Raw genomic sequence first — 22,897 nt, 5'->3', positions numbered from 1 at the left:
GACATGGAGTCATACGAGCGCGAGGCGCTGGAAGCGGTGACCACGCGTCCGCTGCATCCCTACCGCACGCTCGCCGTCGAACGGATCACCCCCGTGCTGGGTGCGGAGGTCTCGGGCGTCGACCTGTCTCAGGAGATCCCGGCGGAGCAACTGGAGGAGATCCGGGCCGCGTTCCGCGACCACCATGTGCTGGTCTTCCGCGATCAGACGATCACCGCGGAGCACCACAAGCGCTTCGCCGCGGCCTTCGGTGAGCTGCGCCCCGTCAACCCGCCGCCGCCCGGCGGCGATCCGTACATCCTGGAGATCCGTACGGCGTCGGCCGCGGCGGACGTGGCGGGCAACGGCTGGCACGCGGACGGCACCGCCGACGCCGAACCGTCACTCGGGTCGATGCTCTACATCACCGAGGTGCCCGAGCCGGGCTGCGGCGGCGACACGCTCTTCGCCAACATGCATCTCGCCTACGCGATGCTCTCACCGGCCATGCGCGCCCTGCTGGACCCGCTGACCGCGATCCACGACGGTGCGCAGGCCCTGGCGGGGTACACACCGCCCGCGGACTACGTCGTCCCCAGGAGCGAGCACCCGCTCGTCGCCCGGCACCCCGAGACCGACCGGCAGCTGCTGTACGTCAACAAGGCCTACACCAGCCGTATCCCGCAGCTCTCGGCCGACGAGAGCCGGGCCCTGCTCGACGTGCTCTTCGACATCATCGCGCGCAGGCCGGTGCTGCACTGTCGCGTCCGCTGGACGCCGGGCACGCTCGTCTTCTGGGACAACCGCTGCGTCCAGCACCACGCGACGTACGACTACTACCCCTACTCCCGCTACGGGCAGCGCGTCGCCATCAACGGCGGCCCGGTCAAGGGCTGACGTCCGGGACGGTGAGGTGCCCGCGCCGGGGCGACGGACCTGGACGTGTTTCCTGGGTGGCCGGTCGCCCCGGGTGCCGTGGTCCCGGGCAGCGGTCGTTGTCCGAGCAGATCGTGGTGTTCCCCTGGTCGTGGGAGCGCATGGCGCCCAGGGCACCCGGTTCGGGGACGGCGTCGGACAGCGGGGCGGCCGTCACCGTCCGGGTGCTGACGGGTTTCCTCAGTGGTGCGCGGCGGGTGGAGTGCGGTGGGCGTCGAGCAGGCGTCGGCCGTCCCGATGGGCCGCGTGCCAGTCGGCCCAACGGCCCTCGGCGCGGGCGGCCAGGAGGACGAAGACCTCGCCCGTCCGGTCGGCCGCGACGGCCAGCGCGCACAGCCGGTCGGTGAGTTCCGCGGACGTGTCACCGTCGGCGGGCGTGCCGTGGAGTGCGCGTACGAGGGCGACGGTGACGGCGTCCCGGTCCGTGACGGGGTCGTCGGCGAGCAGCCGGCCGAGCGCCTCCGCGGTGGCGGGCAGCGCGGCGATGCCGAGGAGCGGGCGCAGTCCGGTGGCGTCCGGCTCGGGCAACCGGTCGAGGAACAGCTGCCGTTCCCGGTGACCGGTCCGGGTGAGCGCGTGCAGCAGCACCCAGCGGTCGAGCGAGGTGCGTCGCCGGCCGGCAGAGCCGGCGGCGTCGGGCGCCGGGTCGGTGCCGAGCATCGCGTCGGCCAGGGCCAGGTTGACCGCGCTGCGGCCGGATTCCGGGTGGGCGAGCTCGGTGTCCCGGAGCTCCTGCCAGCGGCCGGCCAGGATCAGCGCCGCGGGCAGGATCCGGGTGTCGCCCACCGCCCGGGCGATGCCGGCGATCCGCTCGCAGGCGGCCGGAGCGGGGTCGGCGCGCAGGAGCTCCTCCCGGATCAGGCCGGCGAGGTAGGGTCCGAAGTCCACGGGGGACTCCGATCCGTGCCCGGCCTCCGCTACCGCGGCGGCGTCGAGCCGGTCGCAGGCCCGCTCGGCCTGTGCCAGCCGGACCCGGTGGCGGAGCCAGTCCACGGTCAGGTCGAGGAAGTTCCCGGGACCCGGTCCTCGACCCCGTCCACCGGCGCCGGGAACCAGGGCAGGCCGGTGAGCGGCTGCCAGTACGACACCTCGGTGAACTCCCGCAGCGTGAAGTCGTCGTAGAGGTCGTCGTAACGGCCGTCGGCCGGTTCCTTCAGCTGGCCGTCGTAGCCGAAGCTGTCCAGCCAGACCGAGCCCGCCCACGGACAGTTGAGCACGAGCCGGGCCAGCATGTGGCTGCGGGTGGCGCCCAGGACCAGTGTCCCGTCGTCGGGGGCGGCGTCCTCGGGGAGGTCGTAGAAGGCATCCGCCGGATCGTCGAACTGGCCGTAGAACTCCCCCGGGCCGGCCTCGAAGAAGTCGGCGTCCCATTCCTCCTCCCACTCGGTGATCTCGTCCGGCAGCCCGGCCCAGGGCGCGTGGAGGGGGAACGGCCTGGCGTGGCCCGGGTCGTCCTTCTCTCCGAAGGGCTGTGCGGCGTAGCGCATGAGCCCGGTCCCGGGGTCGCCGAACTCCAGCAGGTAACGGCGGTAGTTCTCCGGCAGCCGCAGTCCGTTGCGGGCCTCGAACGCGGCCACCTCGGACTCCGCCAACGGCACGAACGCGCCGCGCCACGCCTCGCCGTCCCCTGGGCGCAACGCGGCCCATTGCGCCAGCAGTTCGCGTATCCGGGCGATCCGGCGGTCGATCTGTTCGCCGTCCAGCGGCTGTCGGGAGGTGGCCGGCCCAACCATGGTGCAGTCCTTCACTGTTGACTCCTGACGCCGTATCAGGGGCGGCGGCCGCTCTTGGCCTTCAGTTCCTCGAAACGCGGTGTGTCGCCGTCGCGGACCCGCCGCCAGGCGGTGCGGTACAGGTCGGGGGCCGGTTCCGTCGGGACGAGCACGCCCAGCGGGGTCCGTCCGGCCGCGGCCGGCTCGCCGTACAGCGACAGCTTCCACCGCTCCAGGGGCAGCGCCGGGGACGAGAGGGGCTCCCAGCCGCCCGGCAGGAACAGCGAGCGTCCGGCACGGGGCCGGGTGCCCGCGACCACCAGGTCGGTGGCGGCCAGTTCGGCACGGGCCGCCTTGATCCGGGCGGGCTTCCAGCCGGTCCAGCGGGCCGTGTTGCGGTCGGTGGGGTCGGGCATCGCGAGCAGCGTGAGGTAGAGGGCGGCGGCGTCCTCGCCGATGCCGTACTCCTTCGCCGCCTCGGTCACCAGGTCCGGTACGGACCGGGTGGGGTCCTGCGGGTACCAGGTGCCGTCCTTGCCGCGCTCCCCCGCGACCGGGTCGCCCGGGTCGGCGAGCAGCGCCGCGAAGCGCGGGTCGCGGGCGACGCCCAGCGCCACCTCGGCCGGGAACGGCGCTCCGTCCTGGCCGAGCCGCAGGGCGGGCAGGTAAGGGTCCTGGCCGAACTCGTCCAGCAGGGCGACGGACAGGGCGGGGGCGGGCAGGTTGTCGTGGGTGGCCATGACGACCGCGCCGTACCGCTCGAATCCCGCGGCGACCTCGGTGGGCGGGCCGGCCGCCTTGCGGAAGTCCGGCAGGTTGACGTAGGCGACGAGGTCGAGCATCAGCCCGGGGTGGGCCAGCCGGTCCCGTATCGCGCCGAGTGCGGCGGGCAGCGCGGCGCGCACCGGGTCACCGACGGGCAGCCGGTGGGCGAGCCAGGCGGCCAGGGCGACCGTGTCGACCAGGGTGGCCGCGGTGAAGCCGACGGCGTCGCCGTCGACCGGGGCGGCCCGGTCCTCGATCACCGCCCACTCCAGGTCCCGGCTGAGCCGGGGCTCGGCGGCGGGGTCGAGCAGCGCGGCCAGCGTCGCGGGTTCGGCCCGCAGCGCGCGCTGTGCCTCGCCGAGCAGTGACTCGGGGAGCATCGTGCGCCTGCCGACCCTGCTGTTCCAGACCTCCGCTGCGGTCGCGGCGTCCGGTCCGTCCGTCCACAGCCGGGCCGGCTCGCGGGGCAGGAGTGCGGCGACGACGGCCCGCAGGACGTCGGAGTCGATCCTGCGCAACTCGTCCTTGGCCAGGGCTGCTTCACCGACCTTCACACCGAGCACGGACCGTGCCTCGGCGGTCAGGAAGGACCGGTCGTCGCTGTCCACCTGGGGCAGTCCCGCCACGACCAGCCGGGCCGTGGTCGAGGTGACCCCGGTCAGCCGGGCGAACTCCTCGGCCGCCGCCGGGGTCCACGGGGCCGGTCCCCGCGCGGCCAGTTCGGCGCGGAACGCGGCCGGCCAGCCGGGCTCGCGGCCGTCGTCCCCGACCGGGGCGGAGGAGCGGACGGTGTAGGGCGCGGGGACCTCGAAGCGGCCGGTCGGGTCGTAAAAGAGGGCCTTGAACTCGCCGCCGTGCGTCTCGTGGCGCTCGTCGTGCTCGGTGACCGCGAGGAAGGCGCCGTCCTCCAGCTCCAGCACGCCGGTCCAACTCCCCTCTCGCCACTTGCCGTTCGGTGTGCGCAGCGCGTGCGCGTCGAGGTGCAGGGAGAACCGGCGCCAGTGCGCGGGCCCGGCCGGCGCGACCAGCCCGAGCGCGTCGAACTCCCCCAGCAGCGCGTCCAGTGCCTGCCGGTGCTCCGGCGGGGTGGTGGGCGAGGCGACCCGGAACGCCGTCGTCGTGAAGAGGTCGGGCAGGGGCGCGGTGTCCAGGTAGCCACCGGGCAGTTCGGGCCCGTCGAGGTGGAGGCGCGGGGCCGGTGCGCGATCCACCGCGGGGAGCACGGCTCCCGCGGGGTCCTGGGCGGCGAGCGGGTCCGTCAGCGCTTCCCGGCCGGTGCGCGGGAGTGTCGCGGAGGGTTCCGCAGCGCGCAGCGCCCCGCTCAGGACCCGCAGTCGGCGGAAGGCGTTGTCCCGGTCGGCCGAGTAGTGGTACCAGCGGCCGCGGGAGCCGTCGAGGCCGCTGAGCGCGTCGCGGAGCAGCCGGTCGGACGGGCCTGCGGGGCCCTCGTCCTGCCGGCCGCCGGCGAGTTCCGTGGTCAGCCGGCTCGCCGCCGCGTCGAGCACCGCCTGCTGTTCGGCGGCGTACCGCAGCACACCGCCGATGCCGGCCAGGAGCGCCCCGTCGGTGACGTCGGGCAGCAACTCGCTTATTCCGGCGGGGTTTTCGGCGGCGGCGAGGAGGGCGCGAGCGGTGTCGTCGTCGAGTCGGCGCAGTGCCGCGGAGCCCTGTGGGTCCCGGGGCCGCAGACAGTGCCAGTAGCGCAGCGGCGCGAGGATGGGGGTGCCCTCGGCGAAGGCGCCCGGGGCTCCGTCGACGCTCGCGGTGGCCGTGACGACTCCGTCCGGGTCGACGAGCTGGATCCGCCAGCCGTCGCGGACGGCGGCCACCGGCCGGCCGGCGCCGGGGAACCGCACCGCGGCGTACGGCAGGCCCAGGTCCTCCGGGACGATCACCTGGCGTCCGGCCAGGTCCTCGCCGCGCCGGGTGCCGTCGGGCAGCTGCGTCACGCGCCAGCCCAGCAGCCCGTCGACCGGTACTCCGGCGGGGGTGGCCTCGGCGGAGGGGAACGGTGCCAGGGAACCGTGGAGGTAGGCGTCGTCGGCGAGGAAGGCGGGCCGGCTCGCGCGGCCGAGTCGCCTGGTGGCGGGGTCGTACTCCAGCCAGCCGTCGCCGCCCCATGTCCAGTAGGAGGTGCCGTCGCCGAGGAGTCTCGCCTCCGTGGGCACGGTGGTGTCGCCTCGGTGCAGGACGCCGATGCCGGTGGTGCGGCCGCCGCCGGGCAGCGGCAGGGTCGGGACGCCGACGCCCTCCCGGTACCAGTTCATCTGGGTGCCCCGGGAGTCGGTGCTGCCCTGGAGGGTCAGGATCCGGTCGGGGGTGTGGTGCCAGTACCCCTGGAGGCCGTGGCCGTGGGTGCGCCAGTGGACGAGGAGTTCGCCGTCCACGAAGTGGAGGTCGGGTTCGCCGTAGGTGCCCTGCCGCGGCAGGCGCAGGTCGTGGGTGAGCACGGTGCCCTCGGTTCCGATGACCCGGACCCGCGCGGTGCCGGCGGTGATGAGGTACGGCCAGGCGTCGGCGACGTACAGGTCCTCGACGTCCTGCCCGCGTACGAGGTCCCTGGCCGCCTCCTCCCAGGCGGGCCAGCCGAGTTCGTCGAGCAGCCCGGCCCTGAAGGTGCGCGCGAGCAGCGGGGCGAGGTCGGTGGCGGCCACCGCCCGCATCTCCTCCTCGGCCAGGACGAGGGCTTCGGCGGGCAGCCAGCGCAGGCGGCGCAGGGCGTCGGGCAGGCCGGGCAGGCCGGTGGTGACGGAGCGCCGGGCGACCTCGCGCACCCAGTCGGCCAGCATCAGCCGGCCGCCGGGCGACCGGGCGAGGACCCGGATCGTGTCCAGGTCGTCCTCGTCGCCGTCGAAGACGTCGGCCCCCGCGCGGAAGGCGTCCGTGAACCGTGCGTCGGCCGCGAGGGCGAGCAGGTCGCGGCGGTCGTCGCCCTTCGCCCATGAGTGCAGGTCCATCCGGTGCGGGGAGGCGACGGGCACGCCCAGGACGAGCAGCAGGTCCAGCAGGTCCAGATCGTGTTCGGCCTGCAACGCCCGTCCGGACGCGACGAGTTCGCCGCGCAGCCGGTCGGCGGCGGTTTCCGCGATCCGGTACAGGGCGGGCAGGTGCGTGGGTTCGCGGTAGTTCTGTGCCCGGTCCTGGAAGGCCAGGAAGCGGACGAACCAGCCGGCCGTGCCGTCCTGGGGCCGCTCCGGTTCGGGCCGGGTGTCGTCCCAGAGCCCCACGAGGGCCCCGGACTCCTCCAGGAGGTCCAGCCACAGCCGCGGTGCCGTGTGGTCGACGGAGCCGGGCATGACGTTCAGCAGGATGCCGCGGACCGCGGGCTCGCGCCGGGCGAGCGCGGCCAGGGCCGCGCGGTGGGACTTCCACCAGCCGGGCGCCGCCTTGGCGGTGGCGGGCAGGGCGAGAAGGTCGGCCAGGTACTCCTGCTCGGCCGCGTCCCCGTCCCGGCCGGCCGCGCGGGCCAGTCTGCGCACGTCCTGCGCCAGCTGGGCCGAGGGTACGAGGCCGCCCGCGGTGCGCCGTACGCACAACCGGGTGAAGCGCTCCAGGGCCTCGTCCGCCGGTACCCGGGCGGCCAGTTCCTTCGCGTGGGCGGACAGCACGCTCGCCGACAGCGCCCCGGCCAGGGCGAACTCCAGGAAGACGGCGTCCAGTCGCTCCTCGTCCACGGTGAGCCCGTGTTCGGCCTCGGCCTGGCGGGCCCGGTTGAACAGCTGTGCCGCGTAGGTGGTGTTGCCCACCGACAGCAGGACGCGGGCGGCCTGTTCGTAGAAGGTCGGCAGGAAGTGCGGCACGGCGGCGGCCAGTCGGGCGGCGATCTCGCGGTACGCGTCGAGGGCGGCCTTGGCCCGGGACTTCGCCAGGCGCTCGATCCGCTCCAACTCCGGTACGACGCCGAGTGCGTGATGTCCGTCCTCGGGGTGGTGCACCAGCACCCACTCCGGGAAGCCGAGCGCCTGGCGCGCGCCCAGCCCGACCTCGACCGGTGCCGCGGCCGGTGCGAAGCCGAGGTAGCCGGCGGCCAGGTCGGCCGCCTCGCCCATCTCCCCGACGACCAGCCGCACGACCACGCGGTCGTCCAGCCCGGGGTGCGTGTACGACCGTGCCGTCAGCGGGACCGCCCGCTCGCCGGCCCCCTCCGTGCCGCGCGGCAGCACCGCACCGGCAGCCAGCAACTCCTCGTACGACACCTGCGTCTCCCCGCTCACGCGCCCGCCCCACCTTCCCCGTCAAGCCGACTCAGGATCGACACAGCCCGGCCGAGGATCCGGCACTCGGTGTGACGATGAGCTGAAGGTTAAGTGCACCCACTGACAAAACGTCCGCACGGGCCGGTCCGAAGCGTGACGACACCGCCCCCGGCCCACGCGACCGGGACCAGTTGCCGGCCCGCCCGGCAGGCCCGGCCGCCGCGCCCCACTCCTCGGCCCCGTCGCCGACGACGGTCGCGGGCCGCCCGGGAAATCGTGTGCCGTGGTCGTCAGGTGTGCCTACGCTTGCGGACATGGACAGGAGTTGGGGCGGCGGTCTCCTCAACGTCGTGGACGTGGAGGCGACGTGCTGGGCGGGGTCCCGGCCGCCCGGTGAGGTCAGCGAGATCATCGAGATCGGGCTGACCGTCGTCGACGTGGACGCCGGTGAGCGGGTCGCCCGGCATCGGATCGTGGTGAGGCCCGTGCGGTCCTCGGTCAGCGGGTTCTGCACGGAGTTGACCGGCCTGACCCGGCAAGAGGTCGACCGGGGGCTCGGGTTCGCCGAGGCGTGCCGGCTGCTGGCGGCCGGGCACCGTGCGGGTGCCCGGCCGTGGGCCAGTTGGGGTGACTACGACCGTCACCAGTTCACCCGGCAGTGCCGGGCGGCCCGGACGCCGTACCCCTTCGGCCGGCACCACACCGACGCCAAGGCCGTCTTCACCGAGTCGTACGGTCTGCCCAAGCGTCCCGGCATGGCGCAGGCGCTGGAGATCGCCGGGCTGCCCCTCGAGGGCCGTCATCACCGGGGCGAGGACGACGCCTGGAACATCGCGGCGCTCGTGCTGCGTCTCCGCGAGCGGGGCGGGTGGCCGAACGTGGTCCTGCCACCCGCCTGACCGCACCGGCCCGGACGTCCGCCCCGGGCCCCGGAGCGGTGTTCAGGTGCGGTCGCGGGAGCCGTCCGTGCTGTGCGGGATCGGTGGGGCGATGGACCAGAGGACCTCGCTGGTGTCCTCGGCGGGGTTGTCCCAGGCGTGCGCCGAGCGGGCCGAGAAGGTGTGGCTGTCGCCGACCGCGAGGAACAGCTCCTGGCCGTCGACCGTGAGGCGCAGGGTGCCGCGGACGACGACCACGAAGATCGTCTCGGAGTCGAGGGTGTAGGCACCGCCGGAGCCGCCGCCGGGGTCCAGCACCGTGCGCATCACCTGGACGTGCCGCTCGGTGACCGGCGTGAGCAGGAACTCGCGGATCCCCTCGCCGCCCATCTCCAGGGGCGTGCCCCCGCCGCCCCGCACGACCGGGGTGTCCGGGTAGTCGAAGAGGGAGCCCACGGAGACCCCGAGCGCCTCGCACACGCTCAGCAGGTTGGGCACGGAGATGGCGGCCAGCCCACGCTCGACCTGGCTCAGGAAGCCTTTGGTGACCCCGGTGCGGAGCGCGACGTCCTCCAGTGTCAGGCCGCGCTCCCGGCGGGCCGCCCGCAGTTTCGGACCCAGGCGGGACATGCGGGAGTCCCCGTCGCCGGAGGCGGCGGGCGGCTGCTCGGACTGGGGCATCGGGGCGTTCTCGCTTCCTGGAGCGGCCGCCCCGGTGAGGGCGGCGGATGCTGTGGTTTTCGCTTCGGGGGCTTCCCAATCGAAGTTTAGCCGTGTTAAACCATTGGCCAAGGTTTAGTGACACTAAACCGGCTCTCCCGGCGCGGCGCCGCCCGTCCGCGCGTGCCGACGCTTTTCCCCTCATCCCCGGAGTACGACGTGACCAGCCCTGCCTCCCTGCCCCAGCGCGCGTCCACCGTGCGCGCGGCGGTGTTCACCCGCCCCGGCGAACCCGTCGAGATCACCGATGTCCAGCTCGCCGCGCCCGGCCCCGGCGAGGTCGAGGTCGAGCTGACCGCGGCCGGGGTCTGCCACTCCGACCTGCACGTGGTCCGCGGCGAGTGGGAGGTGCCCGCGCCCGTGGTCCTCGGCCACGAGGGCGCCGGCGTCGTCACCGCCCTCGGCGAGGGAGTCGACGGCCTCGCGGTCGGCGACCACGTCGTGCTGTCCTGGGTCCCCGGCTGCGGCACCTGCCGCCAGTGCCGGCGCGAGCGCCCCTGGCAGTGCGAGATCGTGGCGAACGTGGTCGCCCCCGGCGGTGTGCTCTACGACGGCACCACCCGCTTCAGCCGGGACGGCCGGCCCGTCCACCACTACCTGGGCGTCTCCTCCTTCGCCGAGCGGATCGTGGTCCCCGCCTCCGGCGCGGTGGCCATCCGCGAGGACGCCCCGCTGGACGTCGTCGCCCTGGTGGGCTGTGCGGTCGCCACGGGCGTGGGGGCCGTCCGCAACACCGCCGGGGTCGAGGAGGGCTCCTCGGTGGCCGTCATCGGCTGCGGCGGGGTGGGCCTGTCCTGTGTCCAGGGCGCGCGGCTCGCGGGCGCCGCCCGGATCGTCGCCGTCGACATCGACGGCTCGAAGCTCGCCACGGCCCGCAGGCTGGGCGCCACCGACGTGATCGACTCCTCGCGGGAGGACGCCGTGGCGGCCCTGAAGGCCGTCGCACCGGAGGGCCTCGACTACGTGTTCGACGCCATCGGCAAGATCTCCACCACCGAGCAGGCCGTGGCGGCGCTCGGCCCCGGCGGCGCCGCCGTGATCGTCGGCCTGCCGCCCACCGGCTCGTCGGCGCGGTTCGACCCGCTGGTGCTGGCCGAGGCCAACCAGCGCATCCTCGGCTCCAACTACGGCTCCGTCGATCCGCGCCGCGACATCCCCGTCCTGGTGGACATGTACATGGAGGGCCGGCTCGACCTGGACTCCATGGTGTCCGGGCGCCGCCCCCTCGACGAGGTCCAGGAGGCCCTCGACGACCTGGCCGCCGGCCGGTCTCTGCGTACCCTGCTGATGAACGACCACCGGAGCACCACATGACCACACCCACCAGCGCACCCCCGTCCCAGGCCCAGGACCGCGGCCTGGCCGGACGCAGCGTCTCCAGCTTCGAGGTCGGCGCGCAGAGCGTCGCCAACGTCGCCCCCAGCGCCGTCATCGCCTTCGCACCGGCCTCCATGGCCGCGTCCGCGGGCAACGGGGCGTGGTTCTCGTTCGCCATCGCCATGGCCGGGGTCATCGCGATCGCCTACTGCGTGTGCGTCTTCGCGCGGCGGCGGGCCGGGGCCAGCTCGCTCTACGCCTTCACCCGGCTCTCCCTGGGCCCCGGCGGCGCCTTCGTCACGGGCTGGGCGCTGCTGATCGGCGCCGTGGCCATCGGCGCGGGCTCGCTGGCCGGGGCGGGCTACTACCTCGGGCGGGTGCTGCACTCCGCCCATGTCACGGCCTTCGACGGTGCCGCCGGGCAGGTGGTCCTGGACCTGCTGCTCGCCGCCCTCGCGGCCTGGCTGACCATCGCGGGCGTACGCATCGCCGCGCGGGTCTCCTCGGCACTGGAAGTGCTGTCGATCGTGCTGATCGTGGTCGTCCTCGTCGCCGTCTTCGTCCGCAGCGGCCACATCATCGACACCGACCAGCTCACCCTGAAGGGCTCGACGGCCGACGGCATGGTCTTCGCCGTGGTGCTGGCCGTCCTGGGCTTCGTCGGCTTCGAGGGGGCCGCGTCGCTCGGTGCGGAGGCGGCCGACCCGTTCCGGGCCATCCCGCGGGCCGTGATGGGCAGCGCGGTGCTCGCCGGCGTGCTGTACATGTTCGCCACCTACGCGCAGGTCGCCGGATTCGGCGGCGCGGACCGGCTGGCCGCCAGCAGCGACCCCATGGAGGACCTCGCGCACCGCAGCGGCATGGGCTTCCTCAGCCCGTTCCTCAGCCTCGGCTTCGCCGCCTCCTTCCTGGCCGTCGTGATGGCCTGCGTCACCGTCGCCGCCCGGCTGCTGTTCGGGATGGGCAAGGAAGGCGTCCTGCCCGGCGTCTTCGCCCGCACCCACGCGCGGCACCGCACCCCCTCCACGGCGACCTGGACGGTCACCCCGGTGGTCGCCGTCGTCACCGTCCTGGTCGTCGGCGCGGGCACCCAGCCGCTGCTGGCCACCACGTACATCGACACCGTGGGCACCTTCGGCTACATGCTCAGCTACGTGCTGGTCTGCATCGGCGCCCCGCTGTTCGTACGGCAGACCAGCGGCGGACGCACGGCCCTGACGGTCTTCGCGGGCCTCGGCGGCGTCGCGGTCATGGTCTACGTCTTCTACCGCAACCTCGTCCCGGTCCCTGCCTCCCCGATGAACCTGCTGCCGTACGTCTTCGTCGCCTGCATGGTCCTCGGCGTCGCCGGATACGCGGCGCTGCGCCTGCGCAACCCCGAGGCCGCCGGCCGCGCGGGCTCCTTCGCGGAGGACGCGTAGCCGAGGACGCGCGGCGAAGTACGGCCGGAGGCCGCGGGAGCAGGTACGCCCCGCGGCCTCCGGCACACCACGCGGCCCGGCGGTGACGCCGGGCCGCGGTCGGCTCAGGGCGCGGGTGCGCCCGGACCGGTCAGGGGCAGGACGCGGTCCCCTGGGCGAGAACGTGCGCGTCGGCGTTGTCCGCGACCTTCACCCAGAGCGCCGAGGTGCCCCGCCGGTCGTAGGTGCGCGTGAACTCGGACTGTCCCGTGCGGATGAACTTCACCTTGTAGCACCAGCCGGCGTCCACCCGGAAGGAGTCCCAGTCCTGGCTGTAGGGGGTGTGGCCGCCCCCGGCCGTGAGGTTCATGGTCTTCTGGCTCACTCCGTCGGACGAGCACTTGGGCTCGGTGGACGTCGAGTCGCCGGTGCTGTCGCCGCTCCGGCACCAGTTGAAGTAGGCCGTGACCCCGTAGGCGCTGTCGTTCACGGTCGTCGAACACAGGGTGAGCGTGCAGCCCGTGCCCGCCTGCGCGGTCGGCGCCACGCCCAGGACGGCGGCGCAGCCCAGCGCCGCCACCACGACCGCCGACCGGCCCCGCCCCGTGCCGAACAACTTGGCCGTCATCTCTTTCACGTGCATCTTCATGCCCTCTCTCACCGGCCGCGCCACCAGGGACGCGGCCGTCCGTGCCTGGTCACAGCCAACGCTCAGCCATCGGCCTTGCGAAAACCTTGCCGCCCCGGACGCCCCTCCCCGTGCGATCGGTTCAGGCCATGATTGATTTTTAAACGTCCATGTTTTGAGCACGGTGGTACACACTTCCCTCACATGGGTTATCTTCTCGATCCGGGCAAGACCTGTCAGAGGGCGCGCTCAAGCCGGGCCTTGGCCCGGCCCGGTCGACGGTTGCTCAGGTCGCTGGCGCACTCATGACGCTTCTGTGGGGGAAGTGCGTACGTGAACAACTGGCGAGAACACGCCCAACCTGAGCGGCATCAGGGTGCCGATCCGTCCGAAGGGACCGCCTTCGCCGGCCGACCGGACCGCACGGCAGAGGCCTCGTGGCGGACCGACGCCGGTGGACAACCACCGGACCCGGCCGCCCCGGAGCACGTGCACGACCCGCACGAGGTCACCATCCAGATGGACCGTGCGCAACTGCCGCCGCCCGGCGCCCCGGGCACCGCCGAACCCGCCGTCGCCCGGCCCGTGTCCGACAAGCCGGTCTTCGTCGACGAGTCCGGCCGGCGCAGCCGCCGGCTGCGCCGGATCGGCATCGGGTTCGGGGCCGCCTGCACCCTCTACGCCGGAGTGATCGGCGCGACCCTGCTCTCGGGCAACTCCGCGGCGCCCTGGCTGCCGGTGCCGGGCCAGCAGGGCGGCAGTTCGACCGACGAGGTCGCCACCTCGCCGGAGCCCTCCCAGACCGTGCCGCCGTCCACTTCCGCGACGGACGGCCCGGACGGGAGCGAGGCCTCCGGCGACGCCTCGACGGACGCCTCGCCGACCGGCACCGGCACGGGGGCGGCTTCGTCGGGTACGGACACGCAGACCACCGGGACGTCCCCGAGTTCCGGCGCGTCGGCGAGCGCGACGGCCACCCGGCCGGGCGCCACGGCGACCGCCCCGAGCACCGCGCCGACCCGGAACTCGTCGGCCAGTCCGGCCCCGAGCACCGGGGACGACACCGACGCGCCGTCCGCGCCGTCCCCGTCGTCCTCCGAGGAGGCCGACGCGTCACTCACGTGACCCCCGGCTCCGACCCCGACTGCTGAAACCTTTCTGCACTTTCCGGCCCCTCCGCTCCCCGCTCCCAGCGGCCCGTCCGGTCCATCCGCTCCATCCGCTCCATCCGCTCCGCTCCTGGAGAGCCCACCTCCCGATGCCATCCCTCATCAGCCGGCGAAGAGCCGCCAGCACCTCCTCCGACGGTTCCGCTCGCCGCCGTGTACCCCTGCGGCTGCTGCTCCCCATGCTGCTCCTGGTCGCCCTGATGGCGATGATGATGCTGCACGGCTACGTGCACAGCGAGATCTTCGCCGACCACCGCATCCAGCCCGAGGCGGCGACCGACAAGGTCCCGGAGAAGATCCTCGACGGCGGCCCGGTCATCGACACCCGCAGCGGCCGGGAGACCAGCCACCGGGTGCCCGACCACCGCATCGTCCTCACCTTCGACGACGGGCCCGACCCGGACTGGACGCCCAAGGTCCTGGACGTCCTGAAGAAGCATCACGCGCACGCCGTCTTCTTCGTCACCGGCACCATGGCCTCCCGCTACCCCGAACTCGTCCAGCGGATGGTGGACGAGGGCCACGAGGTGGGCCTGCACACCTTCAACCACCCCGATCTCTCCTACCAGTCGAAGAAGCGCATCGACTGGGAGCTGTCCCAGAACCAGCTCGCGATCACCGGCGCGGCCGGGGTCCGCACCTCGCTGTTCCGGCCGCCGTACTCCTCCTACGCCGAGGCGATGGACAACAAGTCGTGGCCGGTCACCCAGTACATCGGCAGCCGCGGCTACCTCACCGTCGTCAACAACACCGACAGCGAGGACTGGCGCAAGCCGGGCGTCGACGAGATCATCCGCCGTGCCACGCCCCACGGCGGCAAGGGCGCGATCGTGCTGATGCACGACTCGGGCGGCGACCGCCACCAGACCGTGCAGGCGCTCGACCTCTTCCTGCCCCAACTCCAGTCGCGCGGCTACACGTTCGACAACCTGACCGACGCGCTCGGCGCTCCCAGCGCCATGACGCCCGTCAGCGGCCTCGACCTGTGGAAGGGCAAGGCCTGGGTCTTCCTGGTGCGCATCTCCGACGGTGCCACGGGCATCCTGGTGGTCGCCCTCTCGGTGGTCGGCTCCCTGGTGATCGCGCGGTTCGTCCTGATGCTGCTGCTGTCCGCCGTGCACGCCCGCCGGGTGCGCCGCCGCGGCTTCGCCTGGGGAGCACCGGTCACCGAGCCCGTCTCGGTGCTGGTCCCGGCCTACAACGAGGCCAAGTGCATCGAGAACACCGTCCGTTCGCTGATGACCAGTGAGCACCCCATCGAGATCCTCGTCATCGACGACGGTTCCACCGACGGCACGGCCCGGATCGTGGAAGCCATGGGCCTGCCCAACGTGCGGGTGATCCGCCAGCTCAACGCGGGCAAGCCGGCCGCGCTCAACCGGGGCCTGGCCAACGCCCGTCACGACATCGTCGTGATGATGGACGGCGACACGGTCTTCGAACCGGCCACGGTCCGCGAGCTGGTGCAGCCCTTCGGCGACCCGAAGGTCGGCGCGGTGGCCGGCAACGCCAAGGTGGGCAACCGGGATCTGCTGATCGGCGCCTGGCAGCACATCGAGTACGTGATGGGCTTCAACCTCGACCGCCGCATGTACGACATGCTGCGCTGCATGCCCACCATCCCGGGTGCCGTGGGCGCGTTCCGCCGCTCGGCCCTGGAGCGGATCGGCGGCATGAGCGACGACACGCTCGCCGAGGACACCGACGTCACCATGGCACTGCACCGGGACGGCTGGCGGGTGGTGTACGCGGAGAAGGCCCGCGCCTGGACCGAGGCCCCGGAGTCGGTCCAGCAGCTGTGGTCCCAGCGCTACCGCTGGTCGTACGGCACGATGCAGGCGATCTGGAAGCACCGCCGGGCCGTGCTGGACCGGGGCCCGTCCGGCCGCTTCGGCCGCGTCGGCCTCCCGCTGGTGTCGCTCTTCATGGTCGTCGCCCCGCTCCTGGCGCCCCTGATCGACGTCTTCCTGCTCTACGGCGTCGTCTTCGGCCCGACCATGAAGACGATCGCGGCGTGGCTCGGCGTCCTCGCCGTCCAGGCCGTCTGCGCGGCGTACGCCTTCCGCCTGGACCGCGAACGCATGATCCACCTCGTCTCGCTCCCCCTCCAGCAGATCCTCTACCGCCAGCTGATGTACGTCGTCCTGCTCCAGTCCTGGATCACCGCCCTCACCGGCGGCCGCCTGCGCTGGCAGAAGCTGCGCCGTACCGGAGCCGTCGAAGCTCCGAGCGAATCGATCCCGGGACAGCGCTCCCGCAGCACCGATGATCGGAGCCCCGTCAGATGAGCCACGCACACCCGGCGGGGACCAGCCCGGAGCCCGCGCCGGCCTACGGGATTCCGTACGACCCGCCCACCGACCCCGCGGCCGCCGCCTCCGGCGCGTCCGCCGCACCGGCTGCCGCGGCGAAGAAGCCCGGCCGGGACCGCTACCTCGACCTGTTGCGCTCGATCGCCCTGGTCCGGGTCGTCGTCTACCACCTCTTCGGCTGGGCCTGGCTGAGCGTGGTGTTCCCGTCGATGGGCGTGATGTTCGCGCTGGCCGGCTCGCTGATGGCACGTTCCCTCAGCCGGCCCCCGCTCGGCGTGATCAAGAGCCGGGTGCGCCGACTGCTGCCGCCGATGTGGGTGTTCGGCGCGGTGGCGCTGGCCATGCTGTTCGCCGGCGGCTGGAACCCGGTGAAGGACCCCGACCACGGCGGCACCCTGGGTCTGGTCGAGCTGTTCAACTACATCGTGCCGATCGCCACCCCGCCCTTCCCCTGGAGCATCGGCTCCCCGTCGGGCCTGCTGGAGAACACCTGGGCCATAGACGCGGTGGGCCCGCTGTGGTACCTGCGCGCCTACCTGTGGTTCGTGTTCGCCTCGCCGCTGCTCCTGTGGGCGTTCCGGCGTTTCCCCTGGCCCACCCTGCTGGCGCCGCTCGCGCTCACCGCGATCGTCGGCACCGGCCTGGTCGACATCCCCGGTGAGACCGGCAACGCCGTCACGGACTTCGCGGTCTACGGCAGCTGCTGGGTGCTGGGATTCGCCCACCACGAGGGCGTGCTCGCGAAGGTCCCGCGCTACCTCGCCGTCTCGCTCTCGGCCCTGGTCATGGCCCTCGGCCTGTGGTGGGCGTCGGGGCATCTGGGGCCCGACGGCTGGGACCTCAACGACATCCCGTTCGCCCAGGCCTGCTGGTCCTTCGGGTTCGTCGTGATCCTGCTCCAGTACTCACCGTCCTGGCGGGAACTCCCCGGCCGCCTGCGCCGCTGGGACAAGCTCGTCACGCTCTCCAACAACCGGGCCGTCACCATCTACCTCTGGCACAACCTGCTCATCGCGGCGACCGTGCCCGTCATCGACCAGACGTACGACCTGCCCTTCATGCAGAGCGAGCAGGCGACGGCGCTGCTCGACACGGCCTACAACGTCCTGATGCTCCTCCTGGTCTGGCCGCTCATCGGCATGACGATCCTGGCCGTCGGCTGGGTCGAGGACATCGCCGCGAAACGCCGTCCTCGGCTGTGGCCGAACGGCGCGGCCCGGCGCGGCCGGGCCGGCTGACGCCATTGGTCCGCGGGTGTCCTGCCGTGCAGGACACCCATGCCCTTTGAGGCTATCCGGACAGGCGTTCGAGTAGGCCATCCAGGCAGGGGTGAGGGGCGGGCGTGCAGGAGTAGGTGCACATGTGCGGACCCGGGCTGATCAGCGGCGAGACTCTTTTCAAGATCACGTCCGTGTGAGGTGTGCCTTACTCGTGCCGGGGGCGCACGGACGCGGTTCGCAGCATCAGCAACAGGAAAGGCCGACCCGTGAACCGACCGCCGTTCGCACCTGAAATCGCCCTCTCGTCCAGGCAGGGCCTGGGCCTGTCCCCCCACCAGGTGACGCAACAGATGAACGCATGCGGGGTCTCCGTCGACATCACACTGGTCCACGCCTGGGAAGCCGGTGAGTACCGCCCCACGGAGAGCGAGTTGTTCGCCCTCGCGGACGTCCTGTGGTGCCGGACCGCGGACCTGATGGGCATCGAGGCTCCGCGGACGCTGCTGGAGCACCGTCTGACACGGCAGTTCAGCACGGCCAGGCTGGCCCGCTCGATCGGAATGGACACCACGGAGTACGAACGGGCCGAGGAGAGAAACAGATGGAGCGGTGACGGACGGCAGACAGCGGCTCTGCTGCGCATGCTGAACCTCACCCCGCTCCAGCTGGCGAAGGCCACCGGGCAGAGCGGCATCACGGTGTCGGGTCTCACGACGCAGCCGGAGCCGGCCCGCGACCGCGACGGCTCGCGCTGACACCGGCTCCGCGGGACCACCCGCCGACGGCCGAGGACACGGATGCGGCAGCCGCCAGGGCCGCCCGTGCCCTCGCTCGTCGGCGGACGGGTACGGCGCCGGCCGGGACTTCGAGCGGCCGCCCGCCGGCGTCGGGCGGGGCAGGGCATCGGCCGGCCGACGTCACACATGTCTTGACACCCGCGGTGTGACCTTCTTAGCGTCCACATAGTCATGGCCGAGATGTCGAGCCATGTTCGGTATAGCGAACTTCCGGCACAGCGAACCGCACCCGCTCCGCACGGAAAGGTCACTGCCCATGCCGCGTCCCCCACTGCCCAGACGGGACTTCATCGCCGCAGTAGGCGCCGCCTCCCTCGGCGCACCGGCCGTCACCTCCCTCGCCGCAGGCCCGTCCACCGCACCTCAGGACACCGTCCCGCAGGACACCGCACCGCAGCCCGCGGGCGCACTCGAATACCCCACCCTCCAGAGGCCGTTCGCGATGCCCGGCGCCAAGGACCAGGACTGGACCGGCGCGTTGTTCGTCGGGACGGGCGAGGCCCGGTTCGCGCTGCGCGTCGGACTGGTCACCGCGCAGGGCAGGCTGCTGCGGGAGAAGCTCACCAACTACCTCTGGCGGATCGGGCCGATGGCGCCCGACGGCGCCTTCCGGCAGGTGCGCCTGAGCACGGACGACCGTACGGTCATGCCCGCGCACCTCGACGCCCTGCGCGAGGTCATCGCCCACCCCGACCAGTGGGAGGCGAGCGCGGTGGCCGACGCGACGGCGAAACTCCCGCAGTTGCAGGCGAAGTACGAGCAGGCCCGGCGCGACAAGCGGGAGATCCGGGTGCGTTACGCGCGCACCCCCGACGGCGCCGGCCTGGTCGGCGCCGTCACCGCGCTCGACGACGACACCACGGTCGTCCTCGAACTGGGCACCCCCTGGGGCGAGTCGGCGGCCTTCCGGCTCGACGGCCAGGACCTGACCGGCAGCGCGCCCGGTGTCCTCGACCCCAGCAGCACGGGCCACCTCCGTCTCTCCCCCACCGAACCCGCCGACACGGCCGGCTGCTACGCCTCGCTCGCGGACCTGACAGCGGTCGCCGCCGGCGGCATCGGCACCCCGGGGACGGCGCTCGGCGCGCTGGTCTACCACCTCGGCAAGGTCCGCACGATCACCTTCACCGCCCGGATCGGCGACGGCCCCCAGGCCGCGGACACGCCCGAGGCGCACGGCGTCGAGAGCGCGCTGGCGGCGGCCGCGGCCCGCGTGACCGAGACCGGGCTGACCGGATCGGGCCCCGTGGGACGTGCGGCCGACGCGGTGCGCGACGCCCTCTCGCTCAACACCAACTACGACCGCGACCACCAGCGCAACTTCGTGCTGTGGGGATGGGGCGGCGGGGGCGGGCTGTTCACCGGCTGGGACTCGGCGTTCGACGCCGTGGACGCCGCCCTCGTCAGCCGGCCGCTCGCGCTCCAGCACGAGACCGACGTCTTCGACGCGTCGGCGCCGCCCAACCAGGTGCCGCTCAAGGGCCCGCGCTACGACCAGCAGAACTCGGGCCAGATGCACGCGTACGCGGTGTGGCGCCTCTACACCAAGTTCGGCGACCGCACCGTCCTGGAGAAGGCGTACCCGCACCTCGTCACCTTCCACGACCTGCTGCCCGAGTGGGACACCGACGGCGACGGACTGCTGGAGAGCCCGTACTTCGGCGACCGGATCGGCGGCCGGGGCAACCACCTGGGGCTGGACGACAGCCCCGTCTACGCCGGCTACCACCGCATCCCCAGGGAGGGCGGCAGCGGCGACCCGCGCGCCCACACCGACCTCACCGACGTGGCGCTCAACTCGTACTACGCGCTGCTCGCGGAGACCCTCGCGAAGATGGCCCGGGTCCTCGGCGAGACGGCGGACGCCGTCCGGTTCGCGAGCCGGCACGCGACGGTGAAACGGCTGCTGAACGAGCGTCTCTGGCACGCCGGGAAGGGCCTCTACCTCAGCCGCTACCTCGACGGCACCTGGAACGAGGTCGTCACGCCGACCGTCTTCTACCCGCTCTTCGCGGGGATCGCCACACGGAGCCGGGCCCGCACCCTCGTCGAGGACCACCTGCTGAACCCCGGGGAGTTCTGGGGCGACCACGTGATCCCGTCCGTCGCCCGCGACGACCCGGCGTACTGCTCGGGCGGCCCGGTGCACCCGGAGTCCGAGCACTTCAGGTTCTTCGACCGCTACGGCGAGGACACCGCACCCGAGCAGTGGAAGGGCGCCTGCTGGCCGCCGATGAACGCCACCGTGTACGACGGGATCAAACGCTACGGCTTTGACAACGTTGCCGGACGGTTCGCCGCCCGCAGCACCGCGATGTACCTCGCCGCGTGGGACGAGGAGAGCTGGTTCCCCGAGTCCTTCGACCCGGAACCCGGCCAGTCCGTGATGGGCCCGGCCGTCGACACCGCCTGGCGCACCTACTCCTGGTCCAACGCGATGGCGGTGCAGGGCCTGCACGAACTGCTCTGCGACAACCCGTGGGACGGCGACCCGGCGGCCCTCATGTTCGGCTCCCTCACCCTGCCCGGCACCAACACGCTGGCCAACGTGGAACTGCGCGGACACACGTACACCGTGTCCGCGGGCCCGAACCGCACCACGCTCGTGCGCGACGGCAGGACCGTCTTCCGCGCGACCGGAGCCCGCGTCGCCGTCCGCAACTACGTGCCGACGAGGTCGGGAGCCGCCTTCGACGTCAACGCCGAAGGACCGGCCCGGATCGAGGTGTTCCCGGCGAACGGCGCGCCGCGCGGCTGCGACGTCCCGGCCGGCCGCAGCCACGTCGCTCTCTGAATCGTTCCGATCCCCGACCACAGCAAGGGACTTCCATGCCCGGATCCAGCAGAGCGACGCCCCGGCGCACACGATGGGCGCGCGCACTCGGCGCGCTCGCCCTCGCCTGTCTGACCCTCGCCGCCCCCACCGGCGCACGCGCCGACACCGAGCCCACCGCCGTGCAGCGGATCGCGGTGGACGCCGACGGGACCGGCCGCACCTTCGACGGCATCGGCGCGATCAGCGGGGGCGGCGGCACCTCGCGGCTGCTCGTCGACTACCCCGAGCCCGAACGCGGCCGGATCCTCGACTACCTCTTCAAGCCCGGCTACGGCGCCTCCCTCCAGATCCTCAAGGTGGAGATCGGCGCGGACACCAACTCCAGCAACGGCGCCGAGCCCAGCCACATGCGCAGCCGCGGCCGGGGCGACTGCGACCGCGGCTACGAGTGGTGGCTGATGAAGGAGGCGCTCAGACGCAACCCCGACATCCGCTTCTACGGCCTGGAATGGGGTGCGCCCGGCTGGTTCGACGGCGGCTTCTGGTCCGCCGACAACATCGACTACCTGATGCGCTGGCTGGGCTGCGCCGACCGGCACGGGCTCTCCGTGGACTACCTCGGCGGCTGGAACGAGAAGGGCTGGGACGCCGCCTGGTACGGCAGTCTGAAGGCCGCCCTCGTCGCGCACGGCCACGCGGACGTGAAGGTGGTCGCCGCCGACAACGCGGGCTGGCAGGTCGCCACGGACATGCGGAACGACCCGGCCTTCGACGCGGCGACCGACGTCGTCGGCATCCACTACCCGTGCACGGCCGTGCACTGCTCCTCCTCGGCGGACGCCCTGAGCCTGGACAAGCCGCTGTTCGCGAGCGAGTCGGGCTGGAACAACTACCTGACCGGGGCGACCCGGCTCGCCGCCGAGATGAACCACGAGTACGTCGACTCGCGCATCACGGCGTTCATCAACTGGCTCGCCGTGTACGCCTGGTACCCGACGGTGCAGATGCAGGGCAGCGGACTGCTGCGGGCGAACGAGCCGTGGACCGGGCACTACGACCTGGGCCCGACGCTGTGGACCGTCGCCCAGACCGCGCAGTTCACCCACCCGGGCTGGCGCTACGTCGACTCGGCGAGCGGCTACCTGGACGGCGGCGGCACCTACGTGACGCTGCGCTCGCCGGGGCGCAGGCCCTCGTACACGACGGTGTTCGAGACGACCGGGGCCACGGCGGCGCAGCGCGTCGGCCTCACCCCCACCGGGGAGTTGCCGCGCGGCGCCCTGCACCGGTGGACGACGGCTCTGGAGTCCACCGATCCGGCCGACTGGTTCGTGCACGGTGCCGACGTCCCCGCGGACGCCTCCGGCGCGCACGAGGTGACGCTGCCGCCCGGCACCGTGACCACGCTCACGACCGTGTCCGGCGGCAAGGGGACGGCGGCCGGGACGGCACCCCGGTCGGGCACCATGGCCCTGCCCTACCGCGAGGACTTCGACGGCTACCCGACGGGTGCCACGCCGCGCTATCTCTCCGACATGGAGGGCGCGTTCCAGGTGACGCCCTGCGCCGCGGGCCGCGGCGGCCGGTGCCTGGGGCAGGCCGTCACCCGGCAGCCCACCAAGTGGTCGCGGGTGCCCAGTCCGCTCACCCTGACCGGGGACAGCCGCTGGAGCGACTACACCGTCTCCGTGCGGACCCGCATCGACGGCGGCGGGTCGGCGTCGCTGCTGGGCCGGGTGGTGAACCAGGTCAACAACGCCGGCCCCGACAAGATCAACACCTGGGAGGGCTACTACCTGGACCTCACGGACACGGGGACCTGGACGCTCAGGGTCGTCGCACCCGACAAGACCACCCGCACCCTGGCGGTCGGCGGCGGCCTGCCGTCGGGAGCGGCCGGCTCCTGGCACCGCCTGCGGCTCGGCTTCGCCGGGGACACGATCACCGCGACGGTCGACGGGACCGAGGTCGCCCGTGTCACCGACGGCACGTACGACCACGGGCAGGTCGGCCTGGCCCTCGGCTCGTACACCGCCTCGCAGTTCGACGACCTGACGGTGCGGCCGCGGGCCTGAGGAGGCGTCGGGAAGGG

Annotated in this window: 15 protein-coding genes; 10 read left to right on the top strand and 5 right to left on the bottom strand. The window is 73.0% G+C overall.

Annotated features, from left to right (window positions below):
* Positions 1 to 3 precede the first annotated feature (3 nt).
* A complete protein-coding gene (locus ACZ619_RS13500) occupies positions 4 to 876 on the top strand; it encodes a TauD/TfdA dioxygenase family protein (RefSeq protein WP_469598073.1) in 873 nt (290 codons plus the stop codon).
* Between the two features lie 219 nt (positions 877 to 1,095).
* On the opposite strand, the gene ACZ619_RS13495 is transcribed toward ACZ619_RS13500, so the two are convergent.
* From ACZ619_RS13495 to ACZ619_RS13485, 3 genes are read right to left on the bottom strand one after another with little or no spacing between them, the layout of a single operon-like run.
* The gene (locus tag ACZ619_RS13495; RefSeq protein WP_469598071.1) at positions 1,096 to 1,908 is read right to left on the bottom strand and encodes a hypothetical protein; all 813 of its coding nucleotides are present in this window, start codon (positions 1,906 to 1,908) and stop codon (positions 1,096 to 1,098) included.
* 2 nt (positions 1,909 to 1,910) lie between these two features.
* Entirely contained in the window at positions 1,911 to 2,648 is a 738-nt protein-coding gene (locus tag ACZ619_RS13490) for an SMI1/KNR4 family protein (protein ID WP_469598069.1), read from the bottom strand.
* Between the two features lie 35 nt (positions 2,649 to 2,683).
* Positions 2,684 to 7,606, bottom strand: coding sequence for a DNA-binding protein (locus tag ACZ619_RS13485; RefSeq protein WP_469598067.1), 4,923 nt, complete (start codon positions 7,604 to 7,606; stop codon positions 2,684 to 2,686).
* Positions 7,607 to 7,902: 296 nt separating this feature from the next.
* Between ACZ619_RS13485 and ACZ619_RS13480 the strand changes: the two genes are divergently transcribed.
* Positions 7,903 to 8,487, top strand: coding sequence for a 3'-5' exonuclease (locus tag ACZ619_RS13480; protein WP_469598065.1), 585 nt, complete (start codon positions 7,903 to 7,905; stop codon positions 8,485 to 8,487).
* Between the two features lie 42 nt (positions 8,488 to 8,529).
* Here the strand turns inward: ACZ619_RS13480 and ACZ619_RS13475 are convergent, their stop codons facing one another.
* On the bottom strand, positions 8,530 to 9,147 hold the full coding sequence (locus ACZ619_RS13475; protein ID WP_469598063.1) for a helix-turn-helix domain-containing protein: 618 nt from the start codon (positions 9,145 to 9,147) through the stop codon (positions 8,530 to 8,532).
* Positions 9,148 to 9,345: 198 nt separating this feature from the next.
* On the opposite strand from ACZ619_RS13475, the gene ACZ619_RS13470 reads away from it, so the two are divergent.
* Both ACZ619_RS13470 and ACZ619_RS13465 read left to right on the top strand, forming a co-directional pair.
* Positions 9,346 to 10,500 carry a Zn-dependent alcohol dehydrogenase gene (locus tag ACZ619_RS13470; protein ID WP_469598060.1) on the top strand — a complete coding sequence of 385 codons (1,155 nt, stop codon included), beginning with the start codon at positions 9,346 to 9,348 and terminating at the stop codon, positions 10,498 to 10,500.
* On the top strand, positions 10,497 to 11,924 hold the full coding sequence (locus tag ACZ619_RS13465; RefSeq protein WP_469598058.1) for an APC family permease: 1,428 nt from the start codon (positions 10,497 to 10,499) through the stop codon (positions 11,922 to 11,924). Before ACZ619_RS13470 ends, ACZ619_RS13465 begins: the two co-directional genes overlap by 4 nt.
* A 130-nt stretch (positions 11,925 to 12,054) precedes the next feature.
* Here the strand turns inward: ACZ619_RS13465 and ACZ619_RS13460 are convergent, their stop codons facing one another.
* Positions 12,055 to 12,552, bottom strand: a complete 498-nt coding sequence (locus ACZ619_RS13460; RefSeq protein ID WP_469598056.1) for a hypothetical protein — start codon at positions 12,550 to 12,552, stop codon at positions 12,055 to 12,057.
* 468 nt (positions 12,553 to 13,020) lie between these two features.
* On the opposite strand from ACZ619_RS13460, the gene ACZ619_RS13455 reads away from it, so the two are divergent.
* From ACZ619_RS13455 to ACZ619_RS13430, 6 genes are all read left to right on the top strand, one after another.
* Positions 13,021 to 13,656, top strand: coding sequence for a hypothetical protein (locus ACZ619_RS13455; protein ID WP_469598054.1), 636 nt, complete (start codon positions 13,021 to 13,023; stop codon positions 13,654 to 13,656).
* A gap of 133 nt (positions 13,657 to 13,789) precedes the next feature.
* Positions 13,790 to 15,988: a polysaccharide deacetylase family protein gene (locus ACZ619_RS13450; RefSeq protein ID WP_469598052.1), complete on the top strand. Its 2,199-nt coding sequence runs from the start codon at positions 13,790 to 13,792 to the stop codon at positions 15,986 to 15,988.
* Positions 15,985 to 17,250 carry an acyltransferase family protein gene (locus ACZ619_RS13445; RefSeq protein WP_469598049.1) on the top strand — a complete coding sequence of 422 codons (1,266 nt, stop codon included), beginning with the start codon at positions 15,985 to 15,987 and terminating at the stop codon, positions 17,248 to 17,250. The genes ACZ619_RS13450 and ACZ619_RS13445 overlap by 4 nt, the downstream gene beginning before the upstream one ends.
* A gap of 332 nt (positions 17,251 to 17,582) precedes the next feature.
* Complete coding sequence (locus tag ACZ619_RS13440; RefSeq protein ID WP_469598047.1) at positions 17,583 to 17,987, top strand: XRE family transcriptional regulator; 405 nt, start codon at positions 17,583 to 17,585, stop codon at positions 17,985 to 17,987.
* Between the two features lie 298 nt (positions 17,988 to 18,285).
* On the top strand, positions 18,286 to 20,823 hold the full coding sequence (locus ACZ619_RS13435; protein ID WP_469598046.1) for an MGH1-like glycoside hydrolase domain-containing protein: 2,538 nt from the start codon (positions 18,286 to 18,288) through the stop codon (positions 20,821 to 20,823).
* A 35-nt stretch (positions 20,824 to 20,858) separates the two neighbouring features.
* The gene (locus ACZ619_RS13430; RefSeq protein ID WP_469598043.1) at positions 20,859 to 22,880 is read left to right on the top strand and encodes a galactosylceramidase; all 2,022 of its coding nucleotides are present in this window, start codon (positions 20,859 to 20,861) and stop codon (positions 22,878 to 22,880) included.
* Positions 22,881 to 22,897: the final 17 nt, after the last annotated feature.

This window comes from Streptomyces sp. NPDC104367 (assembly GCF_055583825.1).
This window is presented reverse-complemented; position numbering and strand designations above follow the sequence as displayed.